We start from the raw sequence: 15,765 nt of genomic DNA, 5'->3' as shown, positions 1-15,765 counted from the left end.
CCCGGGCGGACGTTTAGCACCGCTCGATAGGGTCATCAGTGAGGGTTCCGCCCATCTGCCGAGGAGCACAACCATCGTGGCTGCCAACCGACCCGAGCTTCCCGCTCTCAACTGGTCCGACCTCGACCGCAGGGCCGTCGACACGGTCCGCGTGCTGGCCATGGACGCCGTGGAGAAATCCGGCAACGGCCACCCGGGGACGGCGATGAGCCTCGCCCCGGTGGCGTACCTGCTCTTCAACCGGGTCATGCGGCACAACCCCGCCGACCCGAACTGGGCCGGACGCGACCGGTTCGTGCTGTCGGCCGGGCACTCCAGCCTGACTCTCTACATCCAGCTCTTCCTCTCCGGCTACCCGCTGGCGCTGGACGACCTCAAGGCGCTGCGCCAGTGGGGCTCGCTCACCCCGGGCCACCCGGAGCACGGCCACACCCCGGGCGTGGAGACCACCACCGGTCCGCTCGGCCAGGGCCTCGGCAACGCGGTCGGCATGGCGATGGCGGCCCGCCGCGAGCGCGGCCTGTTCGACCCCGAGCCGGACCGCGCCGACTCGCCGTTCCGGCACGACATCTGGTGCATCGCCTCCGACGGTGACATCGAGGAGGGCATCACCCACGAGGCCAGCGCGCTCGCCGGTCACCAGCAGCTCGGCAACCTCTGCGTGATCTACGACGACAACGAGATCTCGATCGAGGACGACACCCGAATCGCCAAGAGCGAGGACGTGGCGGCCCGCTACGAGGCGTACGGCTGGCACGTCCAGACCGTCGACTGGCGCCGCGGCGACGCCGACCAGGGCGACTACCACGAGGACGTGGAGGCGCTGTACGAGGCGCTACTGGCCGCCAAGGCGGAGACCGGCCGGCCGTCGTTCATCGCGCTGCGCACGATCATCGGCTGGCCCGCGCCGAACAAGAAGAACACCGGCAAGATCCACGGCTCGGCGCTCGGCGCGGACGAGGTGAAGGCCACCAAGGAGATCCTCGGCTTCGACCCGCAGCGCACCTTCGAGGTCGACGAGGAGGTGCTCAAGCACGCCCGTCAGGTGCTGGAGCGCGGCGCGCAGGAGCAGGCCGAGTGGACCACCGGGTTCGACGCCTGGGCGCAGGCCAACCCGGAGCGCAAGGCGCTGTGGGACCGGATGGCCACCCGTACGCTGCCGACCGGCTGGACCGACGCGCTGCCGACCTTCCCGGCGGACGCCAAGGGCGTCGCCACCCGGGCCGCCTCCGGCAAGATCCTGGAGGCCCTGGCGCCGGTGCTGCCCGAGCTGTGGGGCGGCTCGGCCGACCTGGCCGAGAGCAACAACACCACGATGAAGGGCGAGCCGTCGTTCGTCCCGGCCGCGCACGCCACCAAGGACTTCCCGGGTGACGAGTACGGCCGCACGCTGCACTTCGGCATCCGCGAGCACGCCATGGGCGCGATCCTCAACGGCATCGCCCTGCACGGCGGCACCCGCCCGTACGGCGGCACGTTCCTGGTGTTCAGCGACTACATGCGCCCGGCGGTGCGGCTGGCCGCGCTGATGAAGCTGCCGGTGACGTACGTCTGGACGCACGACTCGATCGGCCTCGGCGAGGACGGCCCGACGCACCAGCCGATCGAGCACCTGACCGCGCTGCGGGCCATCCCCGGCCTGGACGTGGTCCGCCCGGCCGACGCCAACGAGACGGTCTGGGCGTGGCGGCAGGCGCTGGAGCACACCGACCGGCCGACCGCGCTGGCGCTCAGCCGCCAGGCGCTGCCGACGTTCGACCGCACCGACCTGGCCGGCGCCGAGGGCGTCGCCAAGGGCGGGTACGTGCTGGCCGAGGCGTCGAACGGCAAGCCGCAGGTGATCCTCGTCGGCACCGGCTCCGAGGTGCAGCTCTGCCTCACCGCGCGGGAGCGGCTGGAGGCCGACGGCACCCCCACCCGGGTCGTCTCCATGCCCTGCCAGGAGTGGTTCTTCGCCCAGGACGAGGCGTACCGGGAGTCGGTGCTGCCTCGCGGGGTAAAGGCACGGGTGAGCGTGGAGGCGGGTATCGCCATGTCGTGGCGCGCGATCGTCGGCGACAGCGGCGAGTGCGTGAGCATCGAGCACTACGGCGCCAGCGCGCCGCACACCGTGCTCTTCGAGCAGTTCGGGTTCACCCCCGACCGGATCGTGGCCGCCGCGCACGCGGCGCTGACCCGGGTGGGCGACATCACCGGTTTCACGACCGGCAACTGAGGGGAGCGTGGACGGCATGACGGACAGGCTGAAGGAGCTCCAGGGCGCCGGTGTGGCGATCTGGCTCGACGATCTCTCCCGGGTACGGCTGACCTCCGGCGGGCTGGACAAGCTGCGCCGGGAGAGCCACGTAGCCGGGGTGACCACCAACCCGACGATCTTCGCGAAGGCGCTGAGCGACGCCGACGAGTACGACTGGCAGCTTCGTGACCTCGCCGTACGCGGCGTGGACGTCGAGGAGGCGGTCCGCATGCTCACCACGTACGACGTGCGGTGGGCCTGCGACGTGATGCGCCCGTCGTACGACGTCAGCGGCGGCGTGGACGGCCGGGTGTCGATCGAGGTGGACCCGCGCTCGGCGCACGACGCGGCGAAGACCGTCGCCGAGGCCAAGGCGCTGTGGTGGCTGGTGGACCGGCCGAACCTGTTCATCAAAATCCCGGCCACCGAGGAGGGCCTGCCCGCGATCACCGCGACCCTGGCCGAGGGGATCAGCGTCAACGTCACGCTGATCTTCGGTCTGGACCGGTACTCGCAGGTGATGGACGCCTTCCTGGCCGGCCTGGAGCAGGCGCAGGCCAACGGGCACGACCTGTCGAAGATCGGCTCGGTCGCCTCGTTCTTCGTCTCCCGGGTCGACACCGAGGTGGACAAGCGGCTGGAGAAGATCGGCTCGGACCAGGCCAAGGCGCTGCGCGGCAAGGCCGCGGTCGCCAACGCCCGGCTGGCGTACGAGCGCTACGGCGAGGTGTTCTCCTCGGCGCGCTGGCAGAAGCTGGCCGACGCGGGCGCCCACCCGCAGCGTCCGCTGTGGGCCTCCACCTCGACGAAGAACCCGGACTACCGGGACGTCATCTACGTCGAGGAGCTGATCGCGCCCGGCACCGTCAACACCATGCCGGAGCCGGTCGTCCACGCCTACGCCGAGCACGGCGAGACGAAGCCGGACACCGTCACCGTCGCGTACGACGACGCCCGCAAGGTCTTCGACGACCTGCTGGCGGTGGGCGTGGACCTGTCCGACGTGATCGCCACGCTGGAGCGCGAGGGCGTGGAGAAGTTCGAGGCGAGCTGGGTGGAGCTGCTGGAGGGGGTCAAGAAGTCCCTCGCCGAGGCGGCCAAGGGCTCGGGCAGCCCGCACCGGGCCGCCGGGAAGAACGCGCAGGCGGCGCAGCAGGCCGGCGGCAACGCGTGACCGACGGCGTCCGACGCGTCCCGGGGCCCGGCCCCGGGACGCGTCGCGCCGTACCGTGGACCGGGTGAGGTGGTCTGCCTTGAGCGAGCCGAGGTGGCGCGGTGAGTGACCTGCTGGCCGGGCGGGCGGACATGGCCGCCGGCCTGGCCGTGCGCGGCGCGGACGCTCTCGGCGCGTCCACGCGCGCCACGCTCGTCTCCCACGACGTCCCGGCCCGGCTCGCCGCCGCGGACCCGGCCCTCTGGGGGCCCGCCGCCGAGCCGGCGGCCCTCGACCGGCTGGGCTGGCTGCACGCTCACCGGCGCAGCCGGGACATGCTCCCCCAGCTCGCCGAACTGGCCGCCGAGCTGGGCGACCTGGACCACGTGGTGCTGGCCGGCGCACACGACGACACGCTCGCCGCGGAGGTGCTGGCCGAGTGCCTGGGCCGGCCGCTGACGGTGCTCGACACCGCCGACCCGGGACCGATCCGGGCCGCGCTCGCCGACCGTCCGGCGCGTACCCTCCTGGTGCTCGCCGCCCGGCACGGCCTCGACCCGGCCACCGACGCCCACCTGCGCGCCTACCGGCAGGCGTGGGCGGACGAGGGCCCCGACGCCGCCCGGCACGTCGTGGTGGTCACCGAACCCGGCTCGGAACTCGCGGCGCGCGCCGACGAGCTGGGCGCGATGGTGATCCCGGCCGAGCCCGGCGTGTCCGGGCCGTGGGCCGCGCTCACCGCGTCCGGCCTGGTCCCGGCGGCGCTGGCCGGCGCCCCGGTGGCCGAGGTGCTGGACGAGGCCGAGGCGCTCACCGGCGCGCTCGACCGGGACCGGGACAATCCGGCCCTGGCGCTCGGCGCGGCACTGGGCGCGGCGCCCGGCTCCGGCCGGCACACGATCGCGCTGGTTCCCGACGGCACCGGCCTCGACGGTCTGGGCCGCTGGGCCGGCGCGATGCTCGCCGACGCCACAGGTGGACGGCTGCTGCCCGTGGTCGCGGAGTCCCCCGACTCCCCCGGCGCCACCGGGCCGGGCGTGCTGACGGTCGGTCTCGGCGGCGCCCTCGGCGCCGGTGTCGGACCGGGCGTATCCGCCGACGTCGCGGTCAACGGACCACTCGGCGCGCACCTGCTCACCTGGGCCTACGCGGCGGCGACCGCCGCGGTGACGCTGCGGACCGACCCGTTCGCGGCGCCCGCCGCCGCAGTGGCCGGCGACGCGCCGGAGAGCGGGCCGCCGTCGTCGGTCGAGGGCGCGATCGAGGTGTACGCCCCGAGCGGCGCCCCGGCCGACCTGACCGGCGCGCTGCGCTGGCTGCTCGACGGGCTGGGTGAACGGGAGCACCTCGTGGTGACCGCGTACCTCGACCGGCACGCCGACGCGGCGGTCGCCGGGCTGCGCCCGCTGCTGGCGCGGGCCGCCGGACGGCCGGTCACCTTCGGCTGGGGACCGCGCCGGCCGCAACACACCGACATCCACGGCCGGCACCTCCAGATCACCGGTGCGGTCACCGATGATCTGGAGGTGCCCGGTCGTCCGTACACCTTCGCGCAGCTCCAGGCGGCCCAGGCCGCCGGCGACCGGCGGGCCCTGGCCGGCCGGGAGCGACCGGTGCTGCGACTGCACCTGACCGAGCGGGCGACGGGCGTCGCCCAGCTCCTGGAAACGGCCGGACGGACACGCACGTGACGATCAACGACCTGGAATCAGCGGACCGAGACGCAGGAGGAGGTGGCCCGGTGAACCCGCTGCGCGATCCGCAGGACCGGCGGCTGCCCCGGATCCCCGAGCCGTGTGCCCTGGTGATCTTCGGGGTGACGGGTGACCTGGCCCGCAAGAAGCTGCTGCCGGCGGTCTACGACCTGGCCAACCGAGGGCTCCTGCCGCCCGGCTTCGTGGTCCTGGGCTTCGCCCGCCGCGACTGGGGCGACGGCGACTTCGAGTCGGTGGCGCACGACGCGGCCAAGAAGCACGCCCGCACACCGTGGCGGGAGGAGGTGTGGGCCCGGCTCGCCGGCAACATCAAGTTCGTCGGCGGCTCGTTCGACGACGACGCCGCGTTCGACCATCTCGCCGCCACGCTCGACGAGCTGCGCGGCTCGCACGGCATCCCCGGCAACGCGGCCTTCTACTTCTCCATCCCCCCGGCGGCCTTCCCGGTGGTGCTCAAGCAGCTCGCCCGCACCGGCATGGCGGACAACGCCAAGTCCGGCGGCTGGCGGCGGGTCGTGGTGGAGAAGCCGTTCGGCAACGACCTGCCCTCGGCCAAGGCGCTCAACGACCTGGTCGACGACGTCTTCACCCGCCAGGACGTGTTCCGGATCGACCACTACCTGGGCAAGGAGACGGTCCAGAACATCCTGGCGCTGCGCTTCGCGAACAACCTGTTCGAGCCGCTGTGGAACTCCAAGTACGTCGACTCGGTGCAGATCACCATGGCCGAGGACGTCGGCATCGGCACCCGCGCGGCCTTCTACGACTCGGTCGGCACCGCCCGCGACGTGCTCCAGAACCACCTGCTCCAGTTGCTCGCCCTGGTCGCGATGGAGGAACCGACGAGCTTCGACGCCGACGAGATCCGGACCGAGAAGCTCAAGGTGCTCAAGGCGATCACCGTGCCGCGGGACGTCTCCGAGGACACCGTGCGCGGCCAGTACCTGCCCGGCTGGGTGGGCGGCGAGCGCGCCAAGGGCTACCTGGAGGAGGAGGGCGTCCCGGAGGGCTCCACCACCGAGACGTACGTGGCGGTGAAGCTGGGCATCCAGAACCGCCGCTGGGCCGGGGTGCCGTTCTACATCCGGGCCGGCAAGCGGCTGCCCCGGCGGGTCACCGAGGTGGCCATCATGTTCAAGAAGGCGCCGCACCTGCCGTTCAACGCCGCCGACATGGAGTCCCTCGGCCCCAACCAGCTCGTCATCCGGGTACAGCCGGACGAGGGCGTGGTGCTGAAGTTCGGCTCCAAGGTACCGGGCACCACGATGGAGGTCCGCGACATCGCGATGGACTTCCAGTACGGCGAGGCGTTCACCGAGTCCAGCCCCGAGGCGTACGAGCGGCTGGTGCTGGACGTGCTGATCGGCGACCGGACGCTGTTCCCGGACGCCGCCGAGGTGGAGCAGAGCTGGCAGGTCGTCGACCCGCTGGAGCACGCCTGGGAGGGCACGACCCCGGAGCCGTACCGGGCCGGTGAGTGGGGGCCCCGGGCCGCCGACGAGATGCTGGCCCGCGAGGGCCGGGCTTGGAGAAGAGCATGATCGGGCTGTGGGACACCACCGGCAACGAGGTGGTCAAGGCGCTGGCCGCGGAACGGCGCAGCGCGGGCGGGGTGGCCAGTGGCATGGCGCTCACGCTGATCGTGGTGGTGGACGAGAAGCGGGTACGCGAGGCCGAGGCGGCGGCCACCATCGCCGCGGCGGCGCACCCGTGCCGGCTGCTCGTGGTGGTCCGCTCCGACGTGGAACGCGACCGCAACCGGCTGGACGCGGAGATCGTCGTGGGTGGCCGGCTCGGGCCGTGCGAGGCGGTGGTGACCCGGATGTACGGGCGGCTCGCGCTGCACGCCGAGTCGGTGGTGATGCCGCTGCTGGTGCCGGACGTACCGGTGGTGACGTGGTGGCACGGCGAGCCGCCGGAGGAGATCTCCACCGACTTCCTCGGCGTGGTCGCGGACCGGCGGATCACCGACGCGGCGCAGGCGGCTGACCCGATCGCCGAGCTGCGGCAGCGGGCCCACGACTACGCCCCGGGCGACACCGACCTGGCGTGGACCCGGATCACCCCGTGGCGCACGCTCGTGGCGGGCGCGTTCGACACCACCCAGGCCCGGGTCACCGAGGCGAGCGTGGTGGCGCCCCCGTCGGACCCGACGGCGGCGCTGATGCGCGGCTGGCTCAAGGCCCGGCTCGGCATCGACCCGGTCCTGACCGCCGCCGAGGAGTTCCCGCGGATGCGCCAGGTGCAGCTGCGCTGCGCCAACGGCGACGAGCTGACGCTCACCCGGGACGACAGCGTCGCGGTGTTCCGGCGTACCGGGCAGGAGGACCGCACGCTGCCGCTGGTGCGCCGGCCGCTCGGCGACGAGCTGGCCGAGGAGCTGCGCCGCCTCGACGCCGACCAGGTGTACGCGGAGGCGCTCGGCGCTGCGGCCGGGATCACCGGCCTCGACCAGCGTCCGGCCCAGCGGGTGCACGTGTGGAAGGATCCGGCGACCGCCCAGCGGGCCGAGGCCGGCGTGACCGCGCACGCGGGCGCGACCGCGAACGAGTGACCGCCCGGACCGGGTGGTCGGAGGCACAGGTGACCGCCGGTGGGCGGTCGGAACACGAGGGCTCGACGGATGACTGAGGCGAGTGTCGCCGTACACGCCGACCCCGACCTGCTGGCGCAGGCGGTGGCGGCCCGGTTGGTGGTGAAGCTGCTCGACGCGCAGGCCGAGCGCGGCCAGGCGTCGGTGGTGCTGACCGGCGGGCGGATCGCCGCGGCGGTGTACCGGGCGGTCGGGCAGCTGCCCGCCCGGGACGCCGTCGACTGGTCCCGGGTCGACGTGTGGTGGGGCGACGAGCGGTTCCTGCCCGGCGGCGACCCGGAGCGTAACGAGACGCAGGCACGGGCGGCGCTGCTGGACACGGTGCCGCTCGACCCGGCCCGGGTGCACCCGATGCCGGCGTCGGACGGCCCGGCCGGTGACGACCCGGAGGCGGCTGCCGCCGGGTACGCGCGGGAGCTGGCCGCCGCGGCCCGGCCCGGGAACGCGGTGGTGCCGCACTTCGACGTGCTGATGCTCGGCGTCGGCGAGGACGGGCACGTCGCGTCGGTGTTCCCGGAGCACCCGGTGCACCACGACAACCGGCCGGTCAGCGCCGTGCGGGGCAGCCCGAAGCCGCCGCCGGTGCGGACCACGCTGACGCTCCCGACCATCAACACGGCCGAGGAGGTCTGGCTGATCGCCGCCGGAGCGGACAAGGCCCGGGCGGTGGGCATGGCGCTGGCCGGGGCCGGGCCGGTGCAGCTGCCTGCCGCCGGGGTGCGGGGCGTCTCCCGTACCCTCTGGCTCCTCGACCGGGCCGCGGCGGCCAGCGTGCCGCCCCGGCTGCGCAGCCTGCGCTGAGCATTGTAAGGAAGGGCCCCTTCTTAACGTCTCCGGTAGAGAAGGGGCCCCTCCTTAACACCTCGGGTCAGGCGCGGCCGCGGCGACGCCGCAGCGCGTCGAGGGCCTCGGCGAGCAGCGCCTCCCCCTCCTCCGGCGTACGCCGCTCCTGCACGTACGCCAGGTGGGTCTTGTACGGCTCGGCGCGCTGGCGGCCCGGCGGGTCGCCCGGGTCGGGGCCGGCCGGCTCGCCGCAGCGGGGGCACTCCCAGGCGGCGGGCGTCTCCGCCTCGGCGGCGATCAGGAACTCGACGCGGTGCCCGTGGCGGCACCAGTAGACGACCGGCCGGCGCGGCGCGGGCTCGACCCGCTGGTCGAACCGCTCGGGGGCGGACCCGATCCGGGTGCCGCGGATGACGTTGTTGCTGGGCACGGTTGCTCGCTCCCTGTCGTCGGAGGGGACCGCCGCCGGAGGGGGTGGGCGACGGGCGACGTGCGGAGAAACAAAACTGCGCGCGGTCCGTGACGGACCGCGCGCAGATTGTACGCTTCTCAGCGTCGGCTCAGGTGCCGCTGGCCATCTGCAGCCGCAGCCAGAGCCCGAGCCCGACGATGCACGCGAACCAGACGATTCCCACCAGAACGGTGTAGCGGTCGAGGTTCTTCTCGGCCACCGACGAACCGGCCAGGCTGGAGCTGACGCCGCCGCCGAACATGCTCGACAACCCGCCGCCCTTGCCGCGGTGCAGGAGGATCAGCAGGGTGAGCAGGACGCTCGTGATGACCAGCAACACGATCATCGTGTAGGCGAACCAGATCGGCATGGCGGGGGTCAGTCCTCTCGTTGCGATCACTGCCCGGACCTGTCGGGCACGGCGGCACCGACCGGTGGACGGGCAGCGTCAAGGATAGCGAGCGATCAGCGGGTGATGTGCTCCGGGAACCGGCAGATCTGCGCGAACTCCTCCGCGTCCAGGCTGGCGCCCCCGACCAGAGCCCCGTCCACGTCCGGCTGCGCCATGATCGCGGCGACGTTCGACGCCTTGACCGACCCGCCGTACAGGATCCGGACCTGCTCGGCGGTGCCCTCGTCGTAGGTCTCGGCGATGCGCTTGCGCACCGCGCCGCAGACCTCCTGGGCGTCGTCCGGGGTCGCCGTCTTGCCGGTGCCGATCGCCCAGACCGGCTCGTACGCCACGACGACCTTGGTGACCTGCTCGGCGGTGAGCCCCTTCAGCGCGCCGTCGAGCTGGTCGCAGCAGTGCCGCACCTGACCCGACTGCTCCCGGACCTCCAGGCCCTCACCGATGCAGAGGATCGGGGTGAGCCCGTTCGCCAGCGCCGCCGACACCTTCGCGTTGACGAGCGCGTCGTCCTCGTTGTGGTACTGCCGCCGCTCGGAGTGCCCGACCACCACGTAGCCGCAGCCCAGCTTGGCGAGCATCGGCCCGGCGATGTCACCGGTGTACGCGCCGGACGGGTGCGGCGACAGGTCCTGCGCGCCGTAGCCGATCAGCAGCTTGTCGCCGTCCACGGCGGTCTGCACGGTACGCAGGTCGGTGAAGGGCGGCAGCACCACGCACTCGACGTCGGTGAGCTGCTTCTCGTTCAGGCTCGCGGCCAGCTTCTGCACCAGCAGGTTGGCCTCGAGGTGGTTCAGGTTCATCTTCCAGTTGCCGGCCATCAGCGGCCGGCGGGTCGTGCTCGCCATTCAGTTCTCCAGGGCCGCGATGCCGGGGAGGGTCTTGCCCTCCAGGTATTCCAGGGAGGCGCCACCACCGGTGGAGATGTGCCCGAACGAGGACTCGTCCAGGCCCAGCGCGCGCACCGCCGCGGCCGAGTCGCCGCCGCCGACCACGCTGAACGCGTCGGCCTTGGTGATCGCCTCGGCCACGCCGCGGGTGCCGTTGGCGAACGCCGCCATCTCGAACACGCCCATCGGGCCGTTCCAGAAGACGGTCTTCGCCTGCGACAGCGCGGCGGCGAAACCGGCCACCGTCTCCGGGCCGATGTCCAGGCCCAGCCGGTGACTCGGGATGCCGTCGGCGGGCACGGTGTCGTGCGCGGCGTCCGGCGCGAACGCGTCGGCGACCACCACGTCGACCGGGAGCATGATCTTGCCCGGCGCGCGCTCCATCAGGTTGCGGCAGGTCTCGACCATGTCCTTCTCCAGCAGCGACGTGCCCACCTCGTGGCCCTGGGCCTTGAGGAAGGTGAAGCACATTCCGCCGCCGATGAGCAGCCGGTCCACGGTCGGCAGCAGCGCCTCGATCACTGCGAGCTTGTCCGAGACCTTCGAGCCGCCCAGCACCACCACGTACGGCCGCTCCGGCTCGCCGGTGAGGCGGCTGAGCACCTCGACCTCGCGCAGCACCAGCCGGCCCGCGTAGTGCGGCAGCCGGGCCGGTACGTCGTGCACGCTGGCGTGCTTGCGGTGCACCGCGCCGAACGCGTCGTCGACGTAGGCGTCGCCGAGCGCGGCGAGCTGGTCGGCGAACGCGCCCCGCTCCGCGTCGTCCTTGCTGGTCTCGCCGGCGTTGAAGCGCAGGTTCTCCAGCAGCGCGACCTGGCCGTCGGCCAGGTCGGCCACGGTGGACCGCGCCGAGTCGCCGACGGTGTCCTCGGCGAAGTGCACCGGGGCACCGAGCAGCTCACCGAGCCGCCCGGCGACCGGGCGGAGGCTGAACTGCGGGTCCGGCGCGCCCTTCGGGCGGCCCAGGTGCGAGCAGACGACCACCTTCGCGCCGGCCTGCACCAGCGCGCTCAGCGTCGGCAGGACGGCCCGGATCCGGCCGTCGTCGGTGATGTCCCCGGTCTGCTTGTCGAGCGGGACGTTCAGGTCGGCGCGCACCAGCACGCGCCGACCCGACACCCCCTCGGCGAGCAGGTCGTCGAGGTTACGGATCGTCACAGAGCTAGCCCTCCGTTCGTGACTGCGGGGCTCGCAAGCTCGCTCCTCGCACTCACAGGGACTGACCGACCAGCTTGACCAGGTCGACCAGGCGGTTCGAGTAGCCCCACTCGTTGTCGTACCAGCCGACGACCTTGACCTGGTTGCCGATCACCTTGGTCAGCGGCGCGTCGAAGATGCACGACGCCGGGTCGGTCACGATGTCGGCGGAGACGATCGGGTCCTCGTTGTAGGTGAGGATGCCCCGCAGCGGGCCCTCGGCGGCGGCCTTGAGCGCGGCGTTCACCTCGTCCACAGTGGTCTCCCGGCCGACCTCGACGGTCAGGTCGGTGGCCGAGCCGGTCGGGATCGGCACGCGCAGCGCGTAGCCGTCCAGCTTGCCCTTGAGCTCCGGCAGCACCAGGCCGATGGCCTTCGCGGCACCGGTCGAGGTCGGCACGATGTTGAGCGCGGCGGCGCGGGCCCGGCGCAGGTCCTTGTGCGGCGCGTCCTGCAGGTTCTGGTCCTGCGTGTACGCGTGGATGGTGGTCATCAGACCCTGCTTGATGCCGAACGTGTCCTGCAGGACCTTCGCCATCGGCGCGAGGCAGTTGGTGGTGCAGGAGGCGTTCGAGATGATGTTGTGCTTGGCCGGGTCGTACTGGTCCTGGTTGACGCCCATGACCACTGTGACGTCCTCGTTCTTCGCCGGAGCGGAGATGATGACCTTCTTGGCCCCACCGTCGAGGTGCGCCTTCGCCTTGGTGCCGTCGGTGAAGAAGCCGGTGGACTCGATGACCACGTCGGCGCCGACCTCGCCCCACGGCAGCTTCGCCGGGTCCTTCTCGGCGTACGCCTTGATGGTCTTGCCGCCCACGGTGATCTCGTCGGCGGTGGCCTTCACCTCGTGCGGGAGGCGGCCCAGGATGCTGTCGTACTTGACAAGGTGGGCGAGCGTCGCGTTGTCGGTCAGGTCGTTGACCGCCACGACCTCGATGTCAGCGCCGGACGCCAGCACTGCCCGGAAGAAGTTGCGGCCGATCCGGCCGAAGCCGTTGATGCCAACCCGGATGGTCACAGGTCCCATCTCCTCGCGTTCTGGTCCGCCGGCGCCAGACCGCTGCCGGCGGAGGTGTGTGCGCCGACCGTTGGAGCCGGCCGTCGACATGTCATCTCGGCCACCCCGCCGCGGTCACGGAGACCTGACCGCCCGAGGCGGTGAGCACGGCGAGGAGCGCCTGTTCCGGCCCCCTTGCCGTACGCAGCGACCATATCCGAGCGCGCGGCGTCGCGCTGCGGCGGGTGGTGATCCCGCTCGCGGTGCACTGCCGCCCGAGTCCTATCAGACCACGAGCATGTCCGGCGTGACTGCCGCTTCCGTATCCGGGATGCCCAGGTCACGGGCACGCTTGTCGGCCAGCGCGAGCAGCCGGCGGATCCGGCCGGCGATGGCGTCCTTGGTCAACGGCGGCTCGGCGAGCGCGCCCAGTTCCTCCAGCGAGGCCTGACGGTGCTCCAGGCGCAGCCGTCCGGCCGAGGTCAGGTGGTTCGGCGCGTCGTCGGCGAGGATCTCCAGCGCGCGGGTCACCCGGGCGGCGGCGGCCACCGCGGCACGGGCGGAACGGCGCAGGTTGGCGTCGTCGAAGTTGGCCAGCCGGTTCGCTGTGGCGCGCACCTCCCGGCGTACCCTCCGCTCCTCCCAGGCCAGCACGCTGGAGTGCGCGCCTATGCGGGTGAGCAGCGCGGCGATCGCGTCACCGTCCTTGACCACCACCCGGTCCACGCCGCGCACCTCGCGGTTCTTGGCGGTGATGCCGATCCGGCGGGCGGCGCCGACGAGCGCCAGCGCCGACTCGGGACCGGGGCAGGTGATCTCCAGCGCGCTGGAGCGGCCCGGCTCGGTGAGCGAGCCGTGCGCCATGAACGCGCCCCGCCACGCCGACACGGCACAGCAGACGTTCGCGGCCACCACGTGCGGCGGCAGGCCGCGCACCGGGCGGCCCCGCACGTCGAGCAGGCCGGTCTGCCGGGCGAGCGCCTCGCCGTCCTTGACCACCCGCACGATGAAGTGGCTGCCCTTGCGCAGCCCGCCGGAGGCGAGCACGTGGATCTCGCTGGAGTAGCCGTACACCTCGGCGATCTCCCGCCGCAGCCGGCGCGCGACCGCGCCGGTGTCCAGCTCCGCCTCGACCACCACGCGGCCCGACACGATGTGCAGGCCGCCGGCGAAACGCAGCAGGGCGGCCATCTCCGCCCGCCGACAGCAGGGCTTGGGCACGTCGACCCGACTCAGCTCGTCCTTGACCGCAGCCGTCATCGCCATAGTGCGCCCCCTCACGGACCGGTTCCGGCGTGTCGCCGGTGATTACGTACGTGTCTAACGATCGGCGCGCAGGACAGGCACCAGCGCGGCGCCCAGGGCGGCTGGATCATGACGGGGCGTGCCGTCCAGGACGGCGACGGGAGCGAGGACCAGCCGGGCACCCAGCGATTCTGCCGCACGTTCGACCGCCGCGGGATCACCCACCGCCGTGGAGTCGGCGAGCACCCGGTCCACCTTCAACTCGGGCAGATAGCGCCGCAGTGTGTCCAGATGGTCGGGCAGGGAGAGCCCCGAGGTCTCCTTCTCGGCCACCAGGTTGAGCGTCACCAGCCGCCGCGCCGGGCTGGACACGATCGCGTCGGCCAGCCCCGGCACCAGCAGGTGCGGCAGCACGCTCGTGTACCAGCTGCCCGGCCCGAAGATCAGCCAGTCCGCGGCGCGTACCGCTGTCACCGCCTCGGCGCACGCGGCCGGCGCCGACGGGTTGAGCCGCAGCGACTCGACGGTGCCCGGGGTGACCGCGACCTGGTGCTGGCCGCGCACCGTGGACACCTCGTCCGGGTGCTCCGGGTCGGCGCCGCGGACCCGGGCCTCGATGCCCACCGGCTGGCGGGACATCGGCAGCACCCGCCCCACCGCGCCGAGCATCGCCCCGGCGTGGTCGAGCGCGGCCACCGGGTCGCCGAGCAGCTCGGTGAGCCCGTGCAGCAGCAGGTTGCCGACCGCGTGGCCGGCGAGCGAGTCGCCGACCGCGACCGGCACCGGCGCGGCCGGCGTCGGCGCCTGCGGCACGGCGGCGGCGAAGCGGTGCTGGAACAACGCCGCGCTGCGCCGGGTGGCCGGATGGTCACCGGCCAGCGCGACGAGCGCCTGCCGCAGGTCGCCCGGCGGCAGGCCGCCGCGCTCGGCGCGCAACCGGCCGCTGGAGCCGCCGTCGTCACCGACGGTGACCACCGCGGTGATGTCCAGGTCCAGTTCGGGTACGCAGTGACGCAGCGCCCGCAGCGACGCCGAGAGCCCGTGCCCGCCGCCGAAGGCGACCACCCTGGTCAGGGTCACTCCCGCCCCAGGTCCCGGTGCTGGGCGTTGGCGGCGATGCCGGAGTGGCGCAGCCGGGAGGCCAGCTCCTCGGCGATGGCCACGCTGCGGTGCTTGCCGCCGGTGCAGCCGACCGCCACGGTCAGGTAGCGCTTGCCCTCCCGCTCGAACCCGGCGGTGGTGGCGTTGACCAGGTCGGCGTACCCGGCCACGAACGCGTCGGCGCCCTCCTGGCCCAGCACGTACGCGCTGACCGCCTCCTCGCGGCCGGTGTGCTCGCGCAGCTCCGGCACCCAGTACGGGTTCGGCAGGAACCGGGCGTCCATCACGAAGTCGGCGTCCGGCGGCAGGCCGTACTTGAAGCCGAACGAGATCACGGTGATCCGCAGCCGGCGGGCGTCCTCGCCGCCGAACAGCTCCTCGACCCGGCGGCGCAACTGGTTCACGTTCAGGTGGCTGGTGTCGATGATCACGTCGGCCTGCTCGCGGGCCTCCTCCAGCAGCGCCCGCTCGACAGCGATGCCGTCGGCCAGCCGCCCGTCGCCCTGCAACGGGTGCGAGCGGCGCACGCTCTCGAACCGCCGGATCAGCACCTCGTCGTCGGCGTCGACGAAGACCACCCGGGGCTGGAAGCCGCGCTCACGCAGCTCGCGGATCGCCCCGGCCAGGTCGGTGGAGAACGCGCGCGAGCGCACGTCCAGCACCATCGCCGTACGCCGGGCCGCGCCACCGGCCTTGAACGCCAGCTCGGCCATGTCCAGCAGCAGCGCCTGCGGCAGGTTGTCGACCACGTAGTAGCCGACGTTCTCCAGCGCCCGCGCCACGGTGCTGCGCCCGCCGCCGGACAGGCCGGTCACCACCACCAGGGAGGTGTCCGACTCGGCCGGCGCCGGTCGCACCGGCGTCGTCTCCGCCTCGGTCGGCCCCAGGTCACCCGCTGTACGCGCCTCGCTCACCCGCTACCCCCAGCCGTGGCGCCGCGGCCCGGTCGGCCGCGCATGGTCAATCAGCGACTCTAACGGCTGCGACCCGGCCCG

General features: G+C 73.1%; 14 protein-coding genes. 6 read left to right on the top strand and 8 right to left on the bottom strand.

The features are described 5' to 3' along the window. Positions 1-76: 76 nt before the first annotated feature. The 6 genes from tkt (at position 77) to pgl (ending at position 8,498) form a co-directional block, all read left to right on the top strand. On the top strand, positions 77-2,215 hold the full coding sequence (gene tkt, locus ML5_RS19805; protein ID WP_013475882.1) for a transketolase: 2,139 nt from the start codon (positions 77-79) through the stop codon (positions 2,213-2,215). A 16-nt stretch (positions 2,216-2,231) separates the two neighbouring features. Continuing rightward, positions 2,232-3,410 carry a transaldolase gene (tal, locus tag ML5_RS19800; RefSeq protein WP_013475881.1) on the top strand — a complete coding sequence of 393 codons (1,179 nt, stop codon included), beginning with the start codon at positions 2,232-2,234 and terminating at the stop codon, positions 3,408-3,410. A 101-nt stretch (positions 3,411-3,511) separates the two neighbouring features. Next, positions 3,512-5,080: a glucose-6-phosphate isomerase gene (locus tag ML5_RS19795; RefSeq protein ID WP_013475880.1), complete on the top strand. Its 1,569-nt coding sequence runs from the start codon at positions 3,512-3,514 to the stop codon at positions 5,078-5,080. A gap of 50 nt (positions 5,081-5,130) precedes the next feature. Then, positions 5,131-6,645 carry a glucose-6-phosphate dehydrogenase gene (gene zwf, locus ML5_RS19790; protein ID WP_013475879.1) on the top strand — a complete coding sequence of 505 codons (1,515 nt, stop codon included), beginning with the start codon at positions 5,131-5,133 and terminating at the stop codon, positions 6,643-6,645. Continuing rightward, a complete protein-coding gene (locus ML5_RS19785) occupies positions 6,642-7,658 on the top strand; it encodes a glucose-6-phosphate dehydrogenase assembly protein OpcA (protein WP_013475878.1) in 1,017 nt (338 codons plus the stop codon). Before zwf ends, ML5_RS19785 begins: the two co-directional genes overlap by 4 nt. Before the next feature lie 69 nt (positions 7,659-7,727). Further along, complete coding sequence (gene pgl, locus ML5_RS19780) at positions 7,728-8,498, top strand: 6-phosphogluconolactonase (RefSeq protein ID WP_013475877.1); 771 nt, start codon at positions 7,728-7,730, stop codon at positions 8,496-8,498. A 67-nt stretch (positions 8,499-8,565) separates the two neighbouring features. Here the strand turns inward: pgl and ML5_RS19775 are convergent, their stop codons facing one another. The 8 genes from ML5_RS19775 to rapZ all read right to left on the bottom strand — a co-directional run bounded on the left by ML5_RS19775 (position 8,566) and on the right by rapZ (position 15,657). Further along, on the bottom strand, positions 8,566-8,910 hold the full coding sequence (locus ML5_RS19775) for an RNA polymerase-binding protein RbpA (protein ID WP_013287462.1): 345 nt from the start codon (positions 8,908-8,910) through the stop codon (positions 8,566-8,568). Positions 8,911-9,040: 130 nt separating this feature from the next. Further along, positions 9,041-9,301, bottom strand: a complete 261-nt coding sequence (secG, locus tag ML5_RS19770) for a preprotein translocase subunit SecG (protein ID WP_013287463.1) — start codon at positions 9,299-9,301, stop codon at positions 9,041-9,043. Positions 9,302-9,396: 95 nt separating this feature from the next. Further along, positions 9,397-10,188 carry a triose-phosphate isomerase gene (gene tpiA / locus ML5_RS19765; protein ID WP_013287464.1) on the bottom strand — a complete coding sequence of 264 codons (792 nt, stop codon included), beginning with the start codon at positions 10,186-10,188 and terminating at the stop codon, positions 9,397-9,399. Beyond that, entirely contained in the window at positions 10,189-11,388 is a 1,200-nt protein-coding gene (pgk, locus tag ML5_RS19760; RefSeq protein ID WP_013475876.1) for a phosphoglycerate kinase, read from the bottom strand. A 52-nt stretch (positions 11,389-11,440) separates the two neighbouring features. Then, positions 11,441-12,445: a type I glyceraldehyde-3-phosphate dehydrogenase gene (gene gap / locus ML5_RS19755; RefSeq protein ID WP_013287466.1), complete on the bottom strand. Its 1,005-nt coding sequence runs from the start codon at positions 12,443-12,445 to the stop codon at positions 11,441-11,443. Positions 12,446-12,709: 264 nt separating this feature from the next. Next, the gene (whiA, locus tag ML5_RS19750; protein ID WP_013287467.1) at positions 12,710-13,690 is read right to left on the bottom strand and encodes a DNA-binding protein WhiA; all 981 of its coding nucleotides are present in this window, start codon (positions 13,688-13,690) and stop codon (positions 12,710-12,712) included. A 54-nt stretch (positions 13,691-13,744) separates the two neighbouring features. Next, positions 13,745-14,749, bottom strand: a complete 1,005-nt coding sequence (gene yvcK, locus ML5_RS19745) for a uridine diphosphate-N-acetylglucosamine-binding protein YvcK (protein ID WP_013287468.1) — start codon at positions 14,747-14,749, stop codon at positions 13,745-13,747. After that, positions 14,746-15,657, bottom strand: coding sequence for an RNase adapter RapZ (gene rapZ / locus ML5_RS19740; RefSeq protein ID WP_221488539.1), 912 nt, complete (start codon positions 15,655-15,657; stop codon positions 14,746-14,748). Before rapZ ends, yvcK begins: the two co-directional genes overlap by 4 nt. Between the last annotated feature and the right edge of the window lie 108 nt (positions 15,658-15,765).

The sequence above is a fragment of the Micromonospora sp. L5 genome, assembly GCF_000177655.2.
Classification (GTDB): Bacteria; Actinomycetota; Actinomycetes; order Mycobacteriales; family Micromonosporaceae; genus Micromonospora; species Micromonospora aurantiaca.
The sequence above is the reverse complement of the archived record's forward strand: the minus strand, read 5'-3'. Positions and strand labels throughout refer to the sequence as shown.

Excerpts from the sequence above, each read along its gene's own strand:
- tal (WP_013475881.1), top strand. The coding sequence starts at position 2,232 with ATGACGGACAGGCTGAAGGAGCTCCAGGGCGCCGGTGTGGCGATCTGG.
- ML5_RS19785 (WP_013475878.1), top strand. The coding sequence starts at position 6,642 with ATGATCGGGCTGTGGGACACCACCGGCAACGAGGTGGTCAAGGCGCTG.
- pgl (WP_013475877.1), top strand. The coding sequence starts at position 7,728 with ATGACTGAGGCGAGTGTCGCCGTACACGCCGACCCCGACCTGCTGGCG.
- secG (WP_013287463.1), bottom strand. The coding sequence starts at position 9,301 with ATGCCGATCTGGTTCGCCTACACGATGATCGTGTTGCTGGTCATCACG.
- tpiA (WP_013287464.1), bottom strand. The coding sequence starts at position 10,188 with ATGGCGAGCACGACCCGCCGGCCGCTGATGGCCGGCAACTGGAAGATG.
- whiA (WP_013287467.1), bottom strand. The coding sequence starts at position 13,690 with ATGGCGATGACGGCTGCGGTCAAGGACGAGCTGAGTCGGGTCGACGTG.